This is a genomic window from Natrialba swarupiae (genome assembly GCF_008245225.1).
GTDB lineage: Archaea > Halobacteriota > Halobacteria > Halobacteriales > Natrialbaceae > Natrarchaeobius > Natrarchaeobius swarupiae.
The window spans coordinates 39,309-57,525 of sequence record NZ_VTAW01000023.1 but is presented as its reverse complement, the minus strand read 5'-3'; the positions used below and the strand labels follow the sequence as shown (position 1 = coordinate 57,525).

Below are 18,217 nucleotides of genomic sequence, written 5' to 3'. Positions count from 1 at the left end.
CATGTGACGGAACGACGGCGAACCAGTGAATGGATCGGCTGTATGCAAGCGATTGCCGACGACTACCCGGATGCGGAGCGGGTGTCGGGGTGCGCTCGTTCTCCCAAACCTCATCACAACCCACGTCTACGATCTCTCTGAGCAGGTTGGCGAGTTGCATGAACACTTTTCGCCACCACCTGCTCGTTCCTCAAACCCTCATCTAGACATTGCCCTGCAGACGACTTTCCACAGCTATGTCAATATTCCTCTCGAAAAGTCACCAACTGGAAGTTTACCGAGTCACTCCTCTGGGTCATTGACGCTCACAGTGACGCGATACGTTCCACCATGTGGATCAACAGAGAGCTGATATGAACCACTCTGCTCGGCGGTGTGGGACTCGTGCGTATTACCAGCGCTATCAAAGCGCGTGTCGATTACCTCCGTTCCATTCGGGTCACTGAGTGTCATTTCTCCTCGTCGATTGCCTTCCGATTCGGGGTCGACCCGGATCATTATATCTGCGCCAGCGTCCGCATCGAACGAAAGTGAACCTGGATTGTTGCGGAATTCTTTGGAAATCGCCTGATCTCCCGGCAGATCAATCATACCTTGATCGGCCAGAAATCCGACAACGACGATAATAATGCCCGAACCACCAACCACAACGATGGAGAGAAAACTCCGACGATCCACGCTTATGACCCCCCTGGTCGTCTCGATACCTGACACATAAACACCACGACGTACAAATCATATATATATGTTTCTACCGCTAGAGGTATCCTCCGTATGTTTCACGTCAGGTTCAAATCCTTTGTTGAATTCCACCTGAATGTGCCGTGTTGAATAGATGCTGAGTCACGATTACAGAAGATCACAGAGTGGTTCTATGTTCGAGATGGCGAACATGAGGATAATTTCACGGAACTGGCGATACCAGCCGAGCGCTCGCACGGTATCGCCGAGCTAGCGCTTCGTCGTCGAGTACGACGTTTCGGCCATCCAGCGCTGAGCGTAGCCTTTTGCCCGGATACCCGCGTTGTTCCCCTCCGTGAGTGGTCTCGGTCCCCGCTGTAAGATCAGTGGTTCGACACTGAGGGCATAGAACTCGTATGTGGTGTACCAGTGGTGGAAGGCGTTGTCAGCAGCGACGGAACGCAGGTCGTCCGTCGAACGCGGACGACCTGCGGTCCTGTCTTCGTATCGTATTTCCACCGGGCCGAGATATGGACGTCAAGAACTGCAAGAGACTCTATATCGGTCAGTGTCGCCACTTGCAACGTCTGCACGATATTCCCGGATCGCTGCCGGTAGTACGACGAAGCAGCGCGTCGGTCGAAGAACGTACTGTCGAGAACGACGTGCCCAGACTGAGGGTGTTGCTGCGCTGAAACGCGCAGTAACGCCCGCTATACCCACATTTTGAGCCGCTCGAACGGCTTGTAGATCGTGATGTAATCCGGCAACTCGTCTCGACCGAGACCAAGTACATCACGAACCTCAGACTGGTACTTCAGCCGGTTCGGCGTTTCACGGTAGCTATGGCCCTCTTAAATCCAAAAACAGTGAAAAACGACGTCTACCCAGCGGGCGAACCCGCCGTTGGCGGGCTCGCCCGCGTGCTTCCCCAACGCTTGGTTGGCTCGGTCTCGACACTGCTCAACGAAGTCGAGGATATCGATCTCCATCCAAACCTCGGTTTCGACGACGTAGTCTTTCTAACCCACGGTATCAGCCGATTAGGTCGCTCTTCAACAGAGCAGAACGGTCGGCGATCGGTCATCACAAACCGTATGACTCGTTTTTCAGACCGAGTCCGCCGTCGCTTTCCCGCCTCAGTCGGATCCCGATGTCCCCTCGAGTAATCGCCAGAACCGCTCGGTGTCGCCGTCGAATCGATCGAGTAACGTTCGCATCTCCGCTTTTGCCTCCGCCGTAACGCGGACGTGGACCATCCCCTCGTCGGGCTGGCCGTAGACGACGCTCGCACCTTCGGGCGCGGCGACGATCGCGGGGAGCGCGAGGAGGTCCTCCTCGCCGTCGACGAGCACCGTCGTCGGCTCCTCGCGTGCGAGCGCCTCGAGCAGCGTCCGGACGGCGTCCGCGGAGATCTCGGCGGGTGGGTTCGTCGCCTCGAGGTCCGGGTCCGCGGCGACGCGCTCGCGGATCGCCTCGTCGACGTCGCGTCGCTTGGTGCGTTCGTCGACGAGCGCGACGTCCGGGTCGCGGCCGGCGCGCAGAAGGTGGTCGGTGACGACGTCGCCGACGGCGATCAGCGTCCCGTCGACCGACTCGAGAAGGGTTGCAGCGTCGGTTTCGACTGGCCCCATCGGCTCTTTGAACTCGTCACGAAGCTCGTCGGGAAGGAACAGAAGTGACTCGTACTCTCCGTTGGGGTCGCTGTCGTCCGTCGAATCGCGACCGTTCGACGGCGGCCGGTCCTCGCGGGCCACGGCTATCGGACTTTGAGCGCGTACGCGCCGGGTTCGGTGACCTGCATCTCCGTCGCGATCTGGCTCTCCTCGGGGTGGGCGATGACGACGTAGCCGGCCCAGTCTTCGGTCAGCGACGACGAGTTACAGGCGTCACAGGTCTCGTTATCCGGGTCGTTGACCCGGTGACACTCACGACAGACGAGACGGTTCGACGCCATGGTTACTCACCTGCGGCCGCTTCTTGCTTTTCGTGTTCTTCCTCGAGCCAGCCGTGTTTGCCCAGCCCCGGTTGTTTCGCCGTCAGGCCGATCTTCGAGTCACGCGGGTTGCGCTCGTCGATGCTCTTGGTGACGATCCGAGCTCTGACGGCGTCTTCGACGCCGAGCGTGCGGTTCGATTCGTTCGATGCGAGCTGTTGGTTCTCCCTGTCGAACGCCAGATACTCGTCCGAGATCTGGGAGACGTGGAGCAAGCCGTCGACGGGACCGATCCCGACGAAGGCACCGAACTCGACGACCTCGACGACGGTGCCGTCGACGACCTCCTGCATCTGGGGGTCGAACGTGACGGCGTCGAAGTCGGCCTCGTAGTAGACCCCCGGGTGGTTCGGCAGGACCGTCCCCTCGCCGATGTCGTGTACCTCGGTGACGGAGACGACGCTTCCCACCTCCTCGTCCATGCGGCCTTCGAGTTTGTCCTGTAGCAGTCGCTTCACGAGGTTCGGCGAGACGTCACCGAGCTCCTCGGGCGGTACTTCCACCGTATCCTTCAATCTGACCCGTTTGTACATCTATGGTCGAGTGATCGCTAGCTTGTTTCTCCCGCGTAATGCAATTACCGGTACACCTGTCTCGAGGATCCGGTCGCGAAGCGGGCGGTCGTTCGTGACGACGTAGTCGACGTTTCCCTCGCGGGCGAGTTCGACGAGCGCGTCGTCGGCGTACGATGCTTCGGTATCGACGACGAGACAGCGCTCGGTCGCCAGATCGTGGCCGACGTTCGCCGCCGTCCCCTCCGTTCCTCCTTTCTCCGACAGCCGCCGAAGCTCCTCGATAACCGACTGCGGCGTCGTGAGTTCGAACCCCTCGAGGAGTCGCTCGAGTTCGTCGAACAGCCGAACGTCGAGTTCGACCGGCATCATCAACGCGCTCGTATCGAGGGCGACCCGCGTACTCATTTCAGTCTTCTCGGATATCCGATCTAGCCTTGCAACGTTCCGAGGCCGATCAGCCGCCATCGTGCGCCGATCCGGCGGTTGATCGCGATCTTCGCACCGGGCTCGGCCGCGACGGGACGTTTGAGGTTGACCTCACACTCTCCTTCGCGGGCGCTCGTGACCGCACCGACGGTCGTCGCCGTCCCGACGGTCATCATCAGGGGTTCGCCGGTGCTGATCTCGTCGACGGCTTCGCCGCCGTCGAGTCCGACGACGCGCTCTAACAGATCGACGTCCATCGTAAAGCTGTCCCAGGTAGGCGGAAGCGACCCCGGCGGACCGGCGATCCGGCCCGCAAGCGCATCGCCTTTCGTCAGCGACGGATCGAGTCCCGTGCCGACGCCGAGCAACCCGCCGGGCGTGACCGTGTCGACGGTTTCGCCGCCGGCCTGCAGCGACCGGACGGTCGTCTCGATTGGAACGTACTCCGACTGACCGCCTTCCTCGACCTCGCGGCCGGGGCGGATCTCGATCTCGTCGTCGACCGCGAGTTCGCCTCGGATCAGGCTTCCACCGAGAACGCCGCCGGTGAGGTCGGCGGCGCTCGTCCCGGGTTTGTTGATGTCGAAACTGCGGGCGACGTGCATCCGGGGATCGGTGTCAGGGTCGCGATCCGGCGTCGGGATCTCCGCTTCGATCGCCTGGATCAGCAGATCCATGTTGACCTCCTGGCCCGCGGAGACGGGGACGACGGGCGCGTCTTCGGCGACGGTCCCCTCGACGAACTCCTGGATCTCCTCGTAGTTCTGTCGGGCCTGGTCGGAGCTCACGAGGTCGACCTTGTTCTGGGCGATGACGATGTTGTCGATCCCGATGATGTCGAGTGCCATCAGGTGTTCTTCGGTCTGGGGCTGGGGAACCGGCTCGCTGGCGCTGATTACCAACACCGCTCCGTCCATCAGCGACGCACCAGAAAGCATCGTCGCCATCAGGGTCTCGTGACCCGGGGCGTCGACGAACGACACGGTCCGAAGTGGCTCGCTCTCCGAGCCGTCCGGACACTCCTCTGTTACGGTGTAACACTCGGGTTCGTCCACGTCTGGACAGTGACGGAACGTCGCGTCGGCGTAGCCCAGCCGGATGGAGATGCCGCGTTTCATCTCTTCGCTGTGCTGGTCAGTCCACGACCCGCTCAACGCCTGTACCAGCGTCGTCTTGCCGTGGTCGACGTGACCGACGAGCCCGATGTTCACCTCCGGTTGTTGATTTCCTGCCATAAGACGGTGAGTAATCTTAGATAGGAGTTCCGCCGTGCGCTTGATAAAGGTTGCGAGCTATCTCGACGCTCAACGTCCGATACGGCGTCCGAATCGTGTGTCTGTGTCCCTCGATCCGACGGGGTAATCCGCGAGCGCGATCGGCGTATACCGTCCCGTGAGGGGACCTCGGACGGGGAATTCGCTCGCTTTCTCCCAGCCGTCCACTCGTTGTACGAACCCCGTACCACGGTCGGTCGCCACGAGACAGTCGCCGTCGACGGTGGCTAGACCGGTGACGGTTTCGTTCTCGCGCGGTAGCATCCTCGACGCGGTAACCGGTCGTCTTTTGTCGCCACCCTTCCTTCGTCGAACCGTGTCCGAGTTCGCGTTCGAACTCGAGCTCTGTGCGCACCTCGAGTCCCGCAACGAGGGGATCCTCGCCCGCCAACTCGGCGCGAGCGTCGCGGATCCCGGCGGGCGCATTCTCGACGTCGTCCGGATCGAGCCAACCTCGAGTTTCGAGGAGCGGGCGGCGATCACGTGCGAGGCCATCCCGGATGCGGCAATCGAGTCCGACGTCGGCACGGGCCGGACGCGCTACTGGAAGGAGGCGTTCGGCGACGACTGTCACCCGGACCACGCCCGTCGGGCGACCGAGCGGGCCTGCGAGATCGGTTTTTTCGAGTCCGAACGTCGAAACGGCCGCGAGTACGTCCGGCAGGTCGCCCGCTACCCGGAGTGGGTCGATCGCATCGTCGGCATCGAGAACAAACCCGACCTCGGCCGACCCGGCAACCTCGAGTCTCAGCTCCGGACGGACGTCTGCCTCGCGCTGGTCGACGAGGCGATTCTCGCGACCGAGAGCTACGTCACCCGCGCACACCTGAATCGTATTCCGAAGGAGGTCGGCATCTGGCGGGTCCACCACGAGGGAAGCGCCGATCCGGACGACGAATCCGCGATCCGAATCGAGGTCGTCCGCGAGCCGACGCCGCTTCCCGTCGACGAGCCGGGGATCGAACCGCTCGAGTCCCACCCCGGCCGAACCGAGGTTGCCGTCGTCTCCCCCGCAAAGAAGGCCCGCACTCGGCGTCGTCTCGCCGAACGAGCCTACGGAAAGGGATGGCGAACGTACGAATTTCCTGCTTGTGCGGCCTGCTTTCCGACCGACGTCGACGACCGGGGCGCGACGCTCCCACACTGTGACTGGAACGACCGGATCGTCGACGTGGCCGCCGAGTGCGGTCCCGCGTGCCCGGGCTACGACCCCGCCGACGCGCCGACCGTCGACCTCGAGGCCGAGCGCGACCGACGGACGCCGTGGCAGGCGAACCCGGACGGTCGCCGGAGACGTCAGTCCGGACTGGATCGGTTTGGATAGCGATACCGAAACTGGACCTGATCAGTGGATTCGTCGGGACTGGCTCGTACTTCGACAAGCGTCGACTGCAGAGTCGACTCGGACCACACCACCGAATTCGACCCATGCCACCGAGTTCGACCCTGTAATCGACGCGTGGGAGGCTACTATATCGTGTACGTCTCGCCGTCGACCGCCAGCGGCTCTTCGAAGGCCTCGTCGGCCGGATAGTAGTGGGCGACGTGGACGAGCCGCGTTCGGTCCGCGTTCAGCTCGTCCGCGAGTGCGATCGCTCCCTCACGCGTCATGTGTTTCCCGCCGAACGTCCGGGGGACGCCGTCGGGATCGTCGTGTTTTCCCCCGGCGGGGTGGTACTCACAGAGGTGTGCTGGAACGATGGCGTCGGCGAGCAACAGGTCGGGGTCGGTGAGGACCTCACGCGAGCGCTCAGAAATCGCGTAGTTCGTATCTCCCGTGATCGACAGCTTCGCACCGGTTTCGGGATCTTCGATCGCGAGCCCGTAACAGACCTGAGGCGGATGTTCGACCGGGACCAGTGTCACCTCGAGGCCACAGATCCGAACCGGCTCGAACGGCGTCGTCGGCTCCACCGAGAGCAATCCGAGATAGTCGTACTTCGAGGCGACCGTCTCGGCGACGCTTTCGCCGGTCATCGGGTCGGTCTCGTCTGCCGCGTACACCGACAGCGAGTCCAACAGTCGAAAGGTGTTGCCGAGCCCGTCGAGGTGGTCGAAGTGAATGTGTGTGACGACGGCGGCGTCCGGGAGCGGGACCTCCTCGCGGAGAAACTGCCTCCGGAAGTCGGGGCTGAAATCGACCAGCAGGGACGTTCCGACCCGTTCGTTCTCCACGTGGACCGAGAACCGCGTGCGCTCGAGGTCTCGTTTGCGCGCGAGTTCGCAGGTTTCACAGTCACAGCCGACGGTCGGCGTCCCGGTCGTATCGCCGGTTCCGAGCAGTGTCACACGCATCGCTATTCGAGATCCTCACCGACAGCGATCTCGTGTGGCGATTCGTCGCTCATCGCCCCCTCATTCGAAGGCAGTACATAAGGGTGTTCCCCGTGCCGTCAGTGGAATACGCATTCTCGGCGCGGCACCTCCCGATCACCGCTCGATCGCGACGTGACGGAAACGATTGCGGCACGTGCGATGAGTCAAAACCGATTTTGAGTTATGGAAGTAGTTAGGTACTGTCCGCCCGAACGGTCACAATCACCGCCCGATATCGATCCATGTCACGGCTCCTCCCGACGACGACGAACGCCTCGACGGAGCGGACGGGCGATCCGTCTCTCCTGTGTATCGACGACGACCGAACGAGTGAGGTCCTCGCGGCGCTCTCTTCGGAAACCGCCCGCGACATCTTCCGAGAACTGAACGAGCGGCCACTGACCGCCGCGGCGCTCGCCGACAGACTGGATATGTCCATCCAGAGCGTGAGCTACCACCTCGAGAACCTCTCGGAGACAGGTCTCATCGACGTCGCCGACACCTGCTACTCCGAGAAGGGACGCGAGATGGACGTCTACGCGGTCTCCGACGAACCGCTGGTCCTCTTTCTCGGTACCGAGGACGACCAGCCAAGGCTCCGAGTGGCGTTCAAGAACCTCGCCGTCGCCGTCGGTCCGGTGTCGATTCTCATCGCCGTCTGGGAGACGCTGGCCCGATACGTCGGCGCCTCCGACGCGGCGTAACGGGAGCTACGGTCGGATAGCTGAATTTATGCCAGTTGGCGGATATATTTCGAATGAATGGTCGAACGGGTCAAACACGGAGACGACGTCGACGGCTGTGCATGCCTCGAGTGTCGAGGTGTTCGGTCGATCGCGACGCGACGTGGTATCGGTGACGTCCTTCTCTGGTCCGTCGGTTTCCTCCGCGATCGTCCGTCTATCCCGCTTGTGTTTCTCGCACTCGGCGTCGTCCAGTTCGCCGGATACGTCGGGCCGCTTGGCCTGGAACTCGCTACCTCCGGTCTCGTGTTTTTCGCCGCTCCCCTGGCTCGGGGATACGCGGTGACGATCGTCTCGGGAGAACTAACCGGGCACCGATACACGCCGAGGCGTGCAGCCGGACACGCGCTCCGTCGCACGCCCGCGGTGATCGCGACGATGGTGTTTGTGGGTGTCGCGACGATGGGACTGGTCTTCGTCGGCACGATCCTCGGGATCGTCGTTGTTCTGAGCGACAGCGCGCTCCTGACCGGGGCCGGGATCGTCGCGCTCCTCGTGTTGTTCGTCCTCCTCATCGTCGTACTCGTCAAGTTCATTCTCGCGGCGGAGGCCGTCGTCGTGGGCGGTTACGGTCCGATCGCCGCTCTCCGTGTGAGCTGGGGACTCGTCTCCTTTCGACGCCGGACCACCATCGTGCTCGTCAGTATGGTGGTCGCGATCGCCACGGCGTTCGCGATGACCGAGATCAGCGCCACACTCGAGCCGTACCCCATCGTCGGTGCCGAGATGACGGCGACTGTCGTCTTCGGCGGGAGCACCGCCCTGACGTATCTCTCCTCGGCCGTTTCCGCGGCGGTGTTCTGTCATCTCTACGTCCAGGGCGTACTCGAGTGATTCATGCGGATTGCCGTCCCGATATCTCGGCGCACCCGCTACGGGTCGCGGCTGTGGCGGCACTGACGGACAGGAAACCGTATCAGTCATCGCAGACCGTATCACTCGAGGGCACCTCCCAGTCGAGATTGTGGCCGCTCAACTCGTCGTGATCGCGAGAATCAGCACCGGTGAACCGTTTACTCGTGGTCGTGGCTGTGGTCGTGACCGTCGTGATCGTGACCGCCGTCACCCGCCTTGCCGATGTCTCCGCCGGCGACGAGCGCGTCGTGATCGCCCTCGATCATGTCCATGTTCTTCAGGCTGTCACGCTCCTCGAACTCCTCGACGGCGTTCAGCAGGTCCTCCTGGGTCAGCGTCGTCCGATCCTTGGTCAGCGCCTCGAGGACGGCCTCGCGAAGCACCATCCGCAGGTCGCTGCCGGTCAGTCCCTCGGTGATCTCGGCGATCAGCTGGGGATCGAACTCCTCGATATCCATCGTCCGGGTGATGACTCGGAGGATGTCTGCGCGCATCCCGTAGTCGGGTTTTGGGAAGTTGATGATCTCGTCGAAGCGCCGCCAGGCGGCGTTGTCGAGCTGGTCGGGGTGGTTCGTCGCGCCGATCAGCAGGACGTCGTCGTCGATGAGCGAGATGTTGTCGACGGCCTTGAGCAGGGTGTTGACGGCGCGTTTCAGCGCGGCGTGTTCGTCGCTGCGACGGGTCTTTGCGACGAAGTCGAACTCGTCGATAAAGAGGATACACGGTGAGAGTCGCTTTGCGACCTCGAAGGTCTTGTCGACGTTTTTGGCCGTCTCGCCCAGATACTGGGAGGTGATCATCGAGAGTTTTACCTCGACGAACGGCAGGTCCATATCGCGAGCAAGCGCCTGTGCGGTCGATGTCTTCCCGGTTCCGGGGGGCCCGACGAACAGCAGCTTACCGATCTCGCGCAGCCCGATGTTGGCGAGGTAATCGCGGTGTTCGATCGCCTTCGCAATCTTGTCGATCTCGGCTTCCTGACCCTCCGTCAGAACGAGATCGTCGAGCGTGATGTCGACCTCCTCCGGCGCGCGGACGTCGACCAGATCGAGCATCTCCTCGTCGTCCTCGTCGTCGAAGTACTCCTCGAGCAGACCGTCGATCCAGACGCGGTCGGCCTGGATCGGCCGGTTTGCGTCGCGAGCCTCCTCGTGGGTGACGTCGAACTCCCCGTCGTCTTCGAACCGTTTCGCGAGCGTCGGGTTCTCGCGAAGTCGATCGTCGTCGACTCGCTCGGCGAACCAGCGTTCGGCCATCTCCTGTTCGGCGAGAGTGACGGTACCGGAGAACTCGTCGCGCTCGGTGAACATCAGCTCCGAGACGGCATCCCAGGGCTGGTCGACCCCGGTCGCCTCGCGCGTGGTCCCGTTTGTCGCGGAGAGCGGGCGGCTGATACCCGTCCGTCCTCGCTCGCCGTCACCGTCGTCCCCGTCGGCTCCGCCGGTCCAGAACACCCGGCGAAACGATGGGGGCAAGTCGTTCTCGTCTAACGTCCTGTCGTCGGAATACACGCTCGTCGTGAGCAGAAACTCGACGACATCGAGCGCCGCATCACTCATTCGATAATCGTACCGTCCACACGCTCTTAACGGCGTCGTCCTGGGGAAGGTGTGCGAGACGTACCCAGGAACTCCGCCGTGGGCCACGGCACAACGACTTTCGTCCCCCATCTCGCAATCGGTGATATGAACGTCTTAGTCGGCCTCGGAGGAAGCGACGAATCGATAAAGACGCTCCGACGGACGATCGAACGCACCCAGGAGGTTGGCGACGATCTGACCGTCGCCGTCCTCGATAAACCCGAGTCACCGCGATCCCAAGACGAGATGTACGACGACACCGCGAAACTACTCGATGACGCCGGCGTCGACAGCGAGATCGTCAGGCTCGAGGGGGATCCGGGGAGTTCGCTCGTCGACTACGCCGAACAGGGTGAGTACGATCAGCTGGTGATCGGCGGCGGAACGTTGAGTCCGATGGGGAAGATACAACTCGGGCCGATCACCGAGTTCGTGCTGTTGAACGCACCGACGACCGTCAAGCTGGTCCGATAACGATGCCAGAAACGAAAATGTATCCGGACGAGCCGGCCGGTTCGTTCCCGTCGCCACCGACGACTGTGCCGGATCGTGACGATCGAGAGATTACGCTCGAGGCGGCCGGCGCGCTCTCCGGTGACCTGCTCGCGGACGTCGTCGAGATGTACGTTCGGTTCGATCCGGCCGACCGGGCACAGGGCATCCCGCCGACCGGCGAGGAACGGATCCGAAGCTGGCTCGAGGGGATCGGTGAGGAAAGCGTCAACGTGGTCGCGACCCACGACGGCGACGTCGTTGGACACGCGATGCTCGTTCCCGACATCGACGATCCTGACGGCGAGCACGAGGGAATCGCCGATCCAGCCGGGGGAGAGTGGGAACTCGCGATATTCGTCGTTCAAGACTATCAGCGGGCCGGGATCGGGACGATGCTTCTCGAGCATCTACTCGGGCGGGCGATCGACCTCGGTATCGAGTGGGTGTGGCTGACCGTCGAGCGCTGGAATCACCCGGCGATCGCCCTCTACGAACGCGTCGGCTTCGAGACGACCGGCTCACAGAGCTTCGAACAGGAGATGGCGATTCGACTGGAGGGCGATAGTAACAGCTGAACCGATCCCCGTTGCAAGGCGTTTTCATCGACTCGAACGGATTGCTGTCCCGGCCTCCCGGTCCACCCGCCATGGGGGTCGCGGCTGCGCCGGCACTGACGGACAGGAAACCGTATCGGGCCGAAACAATCCGTAGCTGGTCCGGGACGCCACCAGTGCTTCGGCAAGCCTGCACTGGAGGGTCGAATTCGGTGGTGTGGTTCGAGTCGACTCTGCAGTCGACGCTTGTCGAAGTACTAGACCGAAAGGACGGGCTGGCTCGCGTACGAGAGGACGTATTCGGCGACCTTCTCGAGAACCTCTGCCGAGGCGGCGTCGGTTACCGGCTCGCGTGGAAGGACGATGAAATCGGCATCGATCTCGTCGGCGGTATCGAGGACGACGTTGCCGGGGTGGCGGGTTTTTCGACTCTGTGAGAAGCCGTCGTCGACCGACGTCGACAGCGGGACGCCTGCGTTCTCGGCGACGCTGCTGATGTCGTCGAAAAACCCTTGGGTGTTCTCCGCGACGACCGTCTCCTCGACGGTTCCGACGTCTATCCCGCGAACGACTCCGTGGCCGAGAACGTACAGTGAGTGGACGGAGGCATCGTACCGATCGGCGATTGCGATGGCGTACTCGACGGCGGTGGCGGACTCGTCGCTCCCGTCGACCGGCGCGAGAACCGTGTCGACCGAAAACTGCTCGCTATCGTCCATACCCGCCAGTCTGTTGCCCGGTACAAAAAATGCTCCCCCGTCGGCGAATTGCGGGGGTTCGACGGCGGTACCGGGGGTATTTAAGCCGCTCCGGAAGAAATCCCCGTCCATGTTCGATACGGTCGTTGTCGCTACGGACGGCTCCGACAGCGTCGAGCGCGCGGTCGACGTCGCACTCGACCTCGCCGATCGGTTCGACGCCGACGTCCACGCACTCTCCGTCGTCGACGCCGGAGAGGTCGACGCCTCTCCCGAACAGCTCCGGGAGGAACTGCGAACCGCTCTCGAGACCCACGCCGACGCCGCGCTCGCGACCGTCGAAAACCGGGCCAACAGAGCGGTGACGACCGCCGTTCGCGAGGGGCGTCCGGGTGCCGAAATCTGTGAGTACGCTCGCGAGATCGACGCCGACCTGATCGCGACGGGGACCCGCGGCCGTCACGGCGAGAACCGACTCCTGCTCGGGAGCGTCGCCGAACGGATCGTCCGAGTCTCGCCGGTTCCCATCCTCACCGTTCGCCAACTCGAGACGGCCGACGACGACGCGAGCGCGAGCGCGTAACCGGGACCGGGGGGTACTTCCGCCGTCGGCCCGCATTCGGGGGTATGTACGACGATCTCATCGACAGCAGCGACTTGTCGATCGCCCGCAAATCCGTCTTGCCGGGTACCGGCTTTTTTCTCCCCGACACGCTCGAGGACGATTTAGAGGCGGAACGAACCGAGGCCGCGCTCGAGGGCGCGGATGTCGCCGTCGTCGCCGACCCCGACGCCGACGGGCTGGCCTGCGTCGCGCTGATCCGGGAGGCCTACGGCGACGTCAGAAACGTCCCCGACCCCGACGCCGGTTCCGACGATTCGGCCGACGAAACCGGGAGCGACGCGGCCGTTCTCGGTGCCGACGAGGATCCGCTCGAGACACCCGAGCCGACGCCCCACTCCGTCGCGCTCGTCCCGGCCAGTCCCCACGACGTCGAGGACGCGCTGGCTCGAGTGGCCGAACACGCCGACGACGGGATCGATCTCTACGTCTGCGATCTCGCGCCGGATCGCTACGAGTACGTCGAGGCGGAACTCGACGCCGCCCTCGAGACGGCCGAGCGCGTCGCGTGGTACGACCATCACCAGTGGGACGACGAGGTCGCCGAAGCCGTCCGTGAGGCGGGAGCCGATCTGGTCGTCGGCGACTCCGAGGAGGAGTGTAGCGCCGACGTCGTCTTCCGCTCGCTCGAGTACGAGTTCAACCCGGTGTACGAGGAACTCGCCGCCGTGACGCGCGATCACGACCTCTGGCTCCGGGAGGACTCTCGAAGCGACGACCTGGCGGATTACGCCTACTGGACCGAGCCCGCGGAGTACGTCGAGGTCGTCCGCGAGTACGGCGTCGATCTCCCCGAGTGGGTCCAGGAGTTCATCACCGAGCGTCGCGTCGAGAAGGAGGCGCTGATCGACCGCGCGGTCGGCCGTTCGGAGCTAAGCGAGATCGGCGGCTACACGGTGGGGATCACCTACGGGCGCTGTTCGCAAAACGAGGTCGCGGAGGCGATGCGCGAGCAGGGTGCCGACGCCTCGGTGATCGTCAAACCCGCCGGCTCGGCGTCGATCCGCGGGACCGATGCGTTCGACCGCTGCCACGAGGTCGCGGGGCGAGTCAACGGCGGCGGCCACCCCAAGGCGGCGGGCTGCAAGCCCGACATCTACGACGACATGCTCGACTATGCCCACCACTGGACCTCCCGTGGCGCGGTGACCAAACAGGTCATCCTCGAGGCGTTCAAAGAGGTCGTCGCGGAAGCGCCCGAGGAAAACGAAACCGACGGCGAATCGGACGCGTAAGCGACGGCGACGTGGAGCCTACTCGAGTTAGACTCGAGGAGTTATCTCCTCACTCCTGTGAGAGAACGTACCGCATTACGAGCTGGAGGACGTGGACGAAGACACCGGCGACGGCGATGTAGACGCCGATCGTCTGGAGTGCGGTCGACGCGTCACGTTTATCTCGGACCTGCCAGATCTCGTATCCGAGTCGGAGCAGAAAGCCGAGGAAGATGAAGACGAAGCCGACGAGCAACAACACCGGTAGAACGAACGTCCCGATGGCGATGACGACGACGCCGCCGAGAAAGGCGAAGTTAGCGAACCGACCCCAGTGTTCGAACGTGCTCGAGCGGGCGTAGACGTAGCCCGTGATGATCGCGGTCACGATTGCGGTTACGACGGCGGTGATCCCGAGGATCGTCACGCGGGCGTCGGCGGGCGCAAAGGAGATGATGCCCGCTCCGAAGATGCCGAACGCGAGTTGCAAGACGACCATGCCGATGAACGCGATGCCCATGTCGCCGCCTTTGACGCCGCGTTCGGCGATCAGCTCGCCGCCCATGATCGCCGCCCCGTAGACGATGACGCCGAGGATCGGAGCCGCGAACAGGTAGTCGTTGACGACCGCGAGGGGCGTCATCGCGAAGACGTACATCAGGGCAACGGTGATCGTCATCAACGCGCTCGCGCCGCCGATCACCTGGACCTCGCGACTCGAGAGACCGAATCCGCGCTCGGTCTCGTGTGGGGTCTCGAACGAACTCATTGACGGCTCTTGTCGACCGGCGTGGAAAAACGTGCCCCTTACTGTCGGCCGGTTCGGGGGCCACAGGTGACTCGAAGGACGCAGTGCCGCTTGAGCGAGGCCGAAAGATTATCGTCTTCCCGACAGGTAAGACCCGGTGAACGCGATGGCGCTACTCGACGAACTCTCGGGCTACGAGTTTGAGGATCTGATGGTGGACGTCTTCCGTCACCTCGGCTACGAGAACGTCCGCCAGTCGGCGCGGACGGCCGACGAGGGTCGGGACGTGCTGATGGAGGAGGTCGTCGACGGCCGGCGGCGCGCAGTGGTCGTCGAGTGCAAGCACACGGATACCGTCAGCCGCCCCGTCGTCCAGAAGCTCCACTCGGCGGTCGCGACGTACGAGTACGACGGGCCGAGACGCGGGATGGTTGCCACGACCGGCCGGTTCACCGGCCCCGCGAGGGAGTACGCACACGAACTCGGCGACGGTGACGGCAGCGTCGAACTGCTCGACGGGGCGGATCTCCGAGAGATCGGCGAGGAGATCGGGATGGATCTCTACAACGGCCGTATCGAGATCCTTTGTGAGGTGGCCCTGTGGCCCACCCACCCGACTGCGGGGGATTACGCGCCGCTTCTGGAGGTCGTCGACGCGATCGAGAACCTCGAGTCCGCGTCGGTTCCCGACCCGGAGACGACGCTCGAACTCGAGCCGACGGTCCGGGTCTCGGGCAGGACGAGCGCCACCTTCGAGACATCCGTCGGCGTCGTCCACAGCCTGGACGAGACGACCGACCTCGTGATCCGCGCCGATCGCGAACCGCCGCGAGTCGTCCGGTCGAAACTCCGGTCGCTCGTGGCCGGTCGAACCGCACCTCGGATCGATCTCGACGAGTACGAGCGAAACCTCGAGAACGGGTTCGACGATCTCGACGAGTACGAGCGAAACCTCGAGAACGGGTTCGACGACCTCGAGCAGTCGCGCTTTGGCCGGACCGAGACGGGGTACAAGGAGTGGGCGATCGACAAGTTCCAGGCGATCCACACGACGACGGTCCACTACACCGGCGACAACAACGTCGACTACGAGAAGACCTGTACGCCCACCCAGTCGGACGTCTCGATCCAGTCGATCGAGCCGGTTTACCTCCCGTGCGTCCGCTCTCGGCTCTCACTCGGCGAGTATAACTACCGTTACGAGTACTACGCCGCCGGCCCCTCGTGGACGGAGACGACGAACGACTTACACCGGTGTGTTCACTGTGACACTGGCGGCGCTCGAGGCGACGGACCCGTCACCTACTGTTCGAACTGTGGGAGCATCAACTGTGACGACCACGTTCGGACGGAACGACTCGAGGACGAACCGGTCTGTACGGGCTGTGCGGTCACCGAACGCTTCGCGCTGAGCCGGAAGTACTTCTACGACGAGGAGAACCTCGAGGCGTTCCGCGAGGAGTACGAGTCGATGGCGTTTCACGAAAAGGCGATGGAGAACGTCCCGCTCGCGGTCGGAAGCGTTCTCGTGGCGGTGTTCCTGCTGGTGCTCCTGGCGGCTGCCGTCGGGCTGTAGTACGCCGCGAGCGCCGTCGCGCTATCCCTCCTGAAGTGCGACCAGTTCGTCGGCGAACTCGAGGGCGAACGACTCGACGTCGTCCCAGTCGGTGTACTCGTGGTTCCGGGACGTGTCGGTATCCCCGCCGGCTCTGCCGGCGATTCCGCGCATCGCGAACCGTTTGAGGAGGCCGTACTGCCGGTACTTGAGCGCGCCCGCAACGGTAAGCGTCCGGTCGGGCTCCCAGCCCGTCTCCGTCGGTAGCTCGGCGAGCAGCTCTCGAGCCGTCTCCTGCGAGTCGGTGTCGTTGCCCGCCGCCGTCAGACTCACGGAGAAAAACGCCGACGGGAGCCGATTCAACGCTTCGACGTTATCGCGGACGAACGCGGTCACGTACTGCTGGTGGTGACCCATGTGGATCGACGCGCCGACGATCACGCCGTCGTACGCCTCGAGGTCGAGATCGGCGGGCGGGTGTTTCAGGTGGACGAGCGTCGCGTCGTATCCGTCGGCTTCGAGGGCGTCACCTATCCGCTCGGCGATCGACGCGGTCTGGCCCTCGCTCGAGCCGTAACAGACGAGAGTTCGAGCCGTCATTGCCGACGGTTCTACGCGCGCCAATATCAAACGGAACCGTGAGCACGCCGGCGGTCGCGGGTCAGTTTTCCACCAGCCACGCGTCGATCTTCGAGGCGAGCGCGCCCCGGCGGTGGATCGTCCCGGTCGAGAGGTCGACGACGGTGCTCTCGGCTCCCGGCGTCTCACCACCGTCGAGAACGACCGCCTCGTCGCGAACCTGCCGGGCGACGTCCTCGACGCGACGGGCGCTCGGCTCCCCGCTTAGGTTCGCGCTGGTCGCCGTGATCGGGCGCTCGGCGCGCTCGAGCAACGCCAGCGCGGGCTCGCAGTCGGGCACTCTGATCCCGACGCGGTCCCGGCCCGCGGTGAGGGCGTCGGGGACGACGTCGCCGCGCCGACAGAGGAGCGTGACGGGACCGGGGAGAAACGCCTCCGCGAAGCGCCGCTCGCGCTCGTTCGCCTCGACGTACCCCTCCTCGAGTGCGGTCCCGAATCGCGGGACGCCGAGCGAGATCGGTTTCGACCGGTCGCGGCCCTTGACGGCGAAGACGCGGTCGACGGCGTCGGAATCGAGCGCGTCCGCGCCGAGGCCGTAGACCGTCTCGGTCGGGTAGACGACGAGTCCGCCCTCGCGAATCGTCCGTGCGGCGCGCTCGAGGTCCTTCGAATCCATACTCACGCGTCTCGTCGTGGCAGGCAAAAACGTACCGAGACAAGCTACTTACCAGTCCGGGGCTACGTCACCACTATGCGCCGTCCTGCCCTCCCCTCGACGGCTACGGTCCGCCGTCGTACGCTCCTCGCGGCGGTCGGAACGACGACGCTCGCCGGCTGTACCACGGGCCTCCCCACGGTGTGTTCGCGGCCGTCGTTTCGCGCCGACCGTCTCGAGTTCGAGACACAGCGGCTTCGCTCGATCAGCAGGTGGGTCCAACAGGAAGACGCCGCGCTGGCGACGCGGCCGGACCACGTCGAACGGTTCGAGCCGCCGTCGGAGTTCGCCGCCGAAACCGACGCCGAGCTAGCCGACGAGGACCGCACGTTTCTCGCGGAGACGGACTTCGACGAGGCGTTCGTCGTCGGGATCGTCGTCGGTTCGTCGGGGCAGTCGACCGACGCACGCGTCACGCACGTCGTCCGCGAGGACGACCGGGCCCACTGCTACATCTGTATCCGCAGGCGGGGGATGACCGACGACTGGGCACCCCAGCCGCGGCTGGTTCGCGTCGACTCGGCGTGGGAACCCGAGGCGGTTCGCGTGACGTTCACGAACGGCCAGGACAGCACCGAGACGTTCGACTCAGACGGAACGTTCGAGCCAGTCGGCGGCTTCTGATTCGACTACTCCGAGGACTCGGGCCCG

At 63.9% G+C, this 18,217-nt stretch carries 21 protein-coding genes and 2 pseudogenes; 9 read left to right on the top strand and 14 right to left on the bottom strand.

Annotation, left to right across the window (positions count from 1 at the left end):
- The 8 genes and pseudogenes from FYC77_RS21065 to FYC77_RS15550 all read right to left on the bottom strand — a co-directional run.
- Window positions 1–160, bottom strand: a pseudogene (locus tag FYC77_RS21065) (IS6 family transposase); the annotation flags it as partial.
- 122 nt (window positions 161–282) lie between these two features.
- Window positions 283–714 carry a hypothetical protein gene (locus FYC77_RS15580; RefSeq protein ID WP_149082422.1) on the bottom strand — a complete coding sequence of 144 codons (432 nt, stop codon included), beginning with the start codon at window positions 712–714 and terminating at the stop codon, window positions 283–285.
- Between the two features lie 135 nt (window positions 715–849).
- Window positions 850–1,673: pseudogene (locus FYC77_RS15575) on the bottom strand (transposase).
- A 147-nt stretch (window positions 1,674–1,820) separates the two neighbouring features.
- Complete coding sequence (locus FYC77_RS15570; RefSeq protein WP_238386983.1) at window positions 1,821–2,438, bottom strand: GTP-dependent dephospho-CoA kinase family protein; 618 nt, start codon at window positions 2,436–2,438, stop codon at window positions 1,821–1,823.
- A 2-nt stretch (window positions 2,439–2,440) separates the two neighbouring features.
- Window positions 2,441–2,638: a transcription elongation factor subunit Spt4 gene (gene spt4, locus FYC77_RS15565; protein WP_149082421.1), complete on the bottom strand. Its 198-nt coding sequence runs from the start codon at window positions 2,636–2,638 to the stop codon at window positions 2,441–2,443.
- 2 nt (window positions 2,639–2,640) lie between these two features.
- Complete coding sequence (locus FYC77_RS15560) at window positions 2,641–3,210, bottom strand: DNA-directed RNA polymerase (RefSeq protein WP_149082420.1); 570 nt, start codon at window positions 3,208–3,210, stop codon at window positions 2,641–2,643.
- Window positions 3,211–3,597: a PIN domain-containing protein gene (locus FYC77_RS15555; protein ID WP_149082419.1), complete on the bottom strand. Its 387-nt coding sequence runs from the start codon at window positions 3,595–3,597 to the stop codon at window positions 3,211–3,213.
- Between the two features lie 23 nt (window positions 3,598–3,620).
- Window positions 3,621–4,853 carry a translation initiation factor IF-2 subunit gamma gene (locus FYC77_RS15550; RefSeq protein ID WP_149082418.1) on the bottom strand — a complete coding sequence of 411 codons (1,233 nt, stop codon included), beginning with the start codon at window positions 4,851–4,853 and terminating at the stop codon, window positions 3,621–3,623.
- A 355-nt stretch (window positions 4,854–5,208) separates the two neighbouring features.
- Here FYC77_RS15550 and FYC77_RS15545 point away from each other — a divergent pair, with 355 nt between their 5' ends.
- A complete protein-coding gene (locus FYC77_RS15545) occupies window positions 5,209–6,216 on the top strand; it encodes a DUF5787 family protein (RefSeq protein ID WP_149082417.1) in 1,008 nt (335 codons plus the stop codon).
- 146 nt (window positions 6,217–6,362) lie between these two features.
- Here FYC77_RS15545 and FYC77_RS15540 read toward each other — a convergent pair whose 3' ends face one another.
- Complete coding sequence (locus FYC77_RS15540) at window positions 6,363–7,187, bottom strand: MBL fold metallo-hydrolase (protein WP_149082416.1); 825 nt, start codon at window positions 7,185–7,187, stop codon at window positions 6,363–6,365.
- Window positions 7,188–7,450: 263 nt separating this feature from the next.
- On the opposite strand from FYC77_RS15540, the gene FYC77_RS15535 reads away from it, so the two are divergent.
- Together FYC77_RS15535 and FYC77_RS15530 are read left to right on the top strand one after the other, a co-directional pair.
- Window positions 7,451–7,912 carry an ArsR/SmtB family transcription factor gene (locus FYC77_RS15535; protein ID WP_149082415.1) on the top strand — a complete coding sequence of 154 codons (462 nt, stop codon included), beginning with the start codon at window positions 7,451–7,453 and terminating at the stop codon, window positions 7,910–7,912.
- A gap of 57 nt (window positions 7,913–7,969) precedes the next feature.
- The gene (locus tag FYC77_RS15530) at window positions 7,970–8,785 is read left to right on the top strand and encodes a hypothetical protein (protein WP_149082414.1); all 816 of its coding nucleotides are present in this window, start codon (window positions 7,970–7,972) and stop codon (window positions 8,783–8,785) included.
- A gap of 179 nt (window positions 8,786–8,964) precedes the next feature.
- On the opposite strand, the gene FYC77_RS15525 is transcribed toward FYC77_RS15530, so the two are convergent.
- Window positions 8,965–10,365: an ATP-binding protein gene (locus tag FYC77_RS15525; RefSeq protein ID WP_149082413.1), complete on the bottom strand. Its 1,401-nt coding sequence runs from the start codon at window positions 10,363–10,365 to the stop codon at window positions 8,965–8,967.
- Window positions 10,366–10,491: 126 nt separating this feature from the next.
- Here FYC77_RS15525 and FYC77_RS15520 point away from each other — a divergent pair, with 126 nt between their 5' ends.
- Together FYC77_RS15520 and FYC77_RS15515 are read left to right on the top strand one after the other, a co-directional pair.
- On the top strand, window positions 10,492–10,860 hold the full coding sequence (locus FYC77_RS15520) for a universal stress protein (RefSeq protein WP_149082412.1): 369 nt from the start codon (window positions 10,492–10,494) through the stop codon (window positions 10,858–10,860).
- Window positions 10,861–10,862: 2 nt separating this feature from the next.
- Window positions 10,863–11,456 (top strand): GNAT family N-acetyltransferase, encoded by a 594-nt coding sequence (locus FYC77_RS15515; RefSeq protein ID WP_149082411.1) that lies wholly within the window; start codon window positions 10,863–10,865, stop codon window positions 11,454–11,456.
- 236 nt (window positions 11,457–11,692) lie between these two features.
- Here FYC77_RS15515 and FYC77_RS15510 read toward each other — a convergent pair whose 3' ends face one another.
- Entirely contained in the window at window positions 11,693–12,154 is a 462-nt protein-coding gene (locus FYC77_RS15510; RefSeq protein WP_149082410.1) for a universal stress protein, read from the bottom strand.
- Between the two features lie 109 nt (window positions 12,155–12,263).
- Between FYC77_RS15510 and FYC77_RS15505 the strand changes: the two genes are divergently transcribed.
- Window positions 12,264–12,716, top strand: coding sequence for a universal stress protein (locus FYC77_RS15505; RefSeq protein ID WP_149082409.1), 453 nt, complete (start codon window positions 12,264–12,266; stop codon window positions 12,714–12,716).
- Between the two features lie 44 nt (window positions 12,717–12,760).
- A complete protein-coding gene (locus FYC77_RS15500; protein ID WP_149082408.1) occupies window positions 12,761–13,990 on the top strand; it encodes a DHH family phosphoesterase in 1,230 nt (409 codons plus the stop codon).
- 49 nt (window positions 13,991–14,039) lie between these two features.
- Here FYC77_RS15500 and FYC77_RS15495 read toward each other — a convergent pair whose 3' ends face one another.
- Window positions 14,040–14,738 (bottom strand): hypothetical protein, encoded by a 699-nt coding sequence (locus FYC77_RS15495; protein WP_149082407.1) that lies wholly within the window; start codon window positions 14,736–14,738, stop codon window positions 14,040–14,042.
- A 145-nt stretch (window positions 14,739–14,883) separates the two neighbouring features.
- Between FYC77_RS15495 and FYC77_RS15490 the strand changes: the two genes are divergently transcribed.
- A complete protein-coding gene (locus tag FYC77_RS15490) occupies window positions 14,884–16,293 on the top strand; it encodes a restriction endonuclease (RefSeq protein ID WP_149082406.1) in 1,410 nt (469 codons plus the stop codon).
- Between the two features lie 21 nt (window positions 16,294–16,314).
- Here the strand turns inward: FYC77_RS15490 and FYC77_RS15485 are convergent, their stop codons facing one another.
- Together FYC77_RS15485 and FYC77_RS15480 are read right to left on the bottom strand one after the other, a co-directional pair.
- The gene (locus FYC77_RS15485) at window positions 16,315–16,872 is read right to left on the bottom strand and encodes a flavodoxin domain-containing protein (protein ID WP_149082405.1); all 558 of its coding nucleotides are present in this window, start codon (window positions 16,870–16,872) and stop codon (window positions 16,315–16,317) included.
- A 61-nt stretch (window positions 16,873–16,933) separates the two neighbouring features.
- Complete coding sequence (locus tag FYC77_RS15480) at window positions 16,934–17,527, bottom strand: L-threonylcarbamoyladenylate synthase (RefSeq protein WP_149082404.1); 594 nt, start codon at window positions 17,525–17,527, stop codon at window positions 16,934–16,936.
- A gap of 75 nt (window positions 17,528–17,602) precedes the next feature.
- Here FYC77_RS15480 and FYC77_RS15475 point away from each other — a divergent pair, with 75 nt between their 5' ends.
- On the top strand, window positions 17,603–18,190 hold the full coding sequence (locus FYC77_RS15475; protein ID WP_149082403.1) for a hypothetical protein: 588 nt from the start codon (window positions 17,603–17,605) through the stop codon (window positions 18,188–18,190).
- The last annotated feature ends 27 nt before the right edge of the window (window positions 18,191–18,217 follow it).

What these genes read in the sequence shown, in the direction of transcription:
- FYC77_RS15550 (WP_149082418.1), bottom strand. Translation starts at nt 4,853, where the DNA reads ATGGCAGGAAATCAACAACCGGAGGTGAACATCGGGCTCGTCGGTCAC.
- FYC77_RS15490 (WP_149082406.1), top strand. Translation starts at nt 14,884, where the DNA reads ATGGCGCTACTCGACGAACTCTCGGGCTACGAGTTTGAGGATCTGATG.
- FYC77_RS15480 (WP_149082404.1), bottom strand. Translation starts at nt 17,527, where the DNA reads ATGGATTCGAAGGACCTCGAGCGCGCCGCACGGACGATTCGCGAGGGC.
- FYC77_RS15530 (WP_149082414.1), top strand. Translation starts at nt 7,970, where the DNA reads ATGGTCGAACGGGTCAAACACGGAGACGACGTCGACGGCTGTGCATGC.
- FYC77_RS15555 (WP_149082419.1), bottom strand. Translation starts at nt 3,597, where the DNA reads ATGAGTACGCGGGTCGCCCTCGATACGAGCGCGTTGATGATGCCGGTC.
- FYC77_RS15560 (WP_149082420.1), bottom strand. Translation starts at nt 3,210, where the DNA reads ATGTACAAACGGGTCAGATTGAAGGATACGGTGGAAGTACCGCCCGAG.
- spt4 (WP_149082421.1), bottom strand. Translation starts at nt 2,638, where the DNA reads ATGGCGTCGAACCGTCTCGTCTGTCGTGAGTGTCACCGGGTCAACGAC.
- FYC77_RS15505 (WP_149082409.1), top strand. Translation starts at nt 12,264, where the DNA reads ATGTTCGATACGGTCGTTGTCGCTACGGACGGCTCCGACAGCGTCGAG.
- FYC77_RS15520 (WP_149082412.1), top strand. Translation starts at nt 10,492, where the DNA reads ATGAACGTCTTAGTCGGCCTCGGAGGAAGCGACGAATCGATAAAGACG.
- FYC77_RS15540 (WP_149082416.1), bottom strand. Translation starts at nt 7,187, where the DNA reads ATGCGTGTGACACTGCTCGGAACCGGCGATACGACCGGGACGCCGACC.
- FYC77_RS15525 (WP_149082413.1), bottom strand. Translation starts at nt 10,365, where the DNA reads ATGAGTGATGCGGCGCTCGATGTCGTCGAGTTTCTGCTCACGACGAGC.
- FYC77_RS15515 (WP_149082411.1), top strand. Translation starts at nt 10,863, where the DNA reads ATGCCAGAAACGAAAATGTATCCGGACGAGCCGGCCGGTTCGTTCCCG.
- FYC77_RS15485 (WP_149082405.1), bottom strand. Translation starts at nt 16,872, where the DNA reads ATGACGGCTCGAACTCTCGTCTGTTACGGCTCGAGCGAGGGCCAGACC.
- FYC77_RS15535 (WP_149082415.1), top strand. Translation starts at nt 7,451, where the DNA reads ATGTCACGGCTCCTCCCGACGACGACGAACGCCTCGACGGAGCGGACG.
- FYC77_RS15510 (WP_149082410.1), bottom strand. Translation starts at nt 12,154, where the DNA reads ATGGACGATAGCGAGCAGTTTTCGGTCGACACGGTTCTCGCGCCGGTC.
- FYC77_RS15500 (WP_149082408.1), top strand. Translation starts at nt 12,761, where the DNA reads ATGTACGACGATCTCATCGACAGCAGCGACTTGTCGATCGCCCGCAAA.
- FYC77_RS15475 (WP_149082403.1), top strand. Translation starts at nt 17,603, where the DNA reads ATGCGCCGTCCTGCCCTCCCCTCGACGGCTACGGTCCGCCGTCGTACG.
- FYC77_RS15495 (WP_149082407.1), bottom strand. Translation starts at nt 14,738, where the DNA reads ATGAGTTCGTTCGAGACCCCACACGAGACCGAGCGCGGATTCGGTCTC.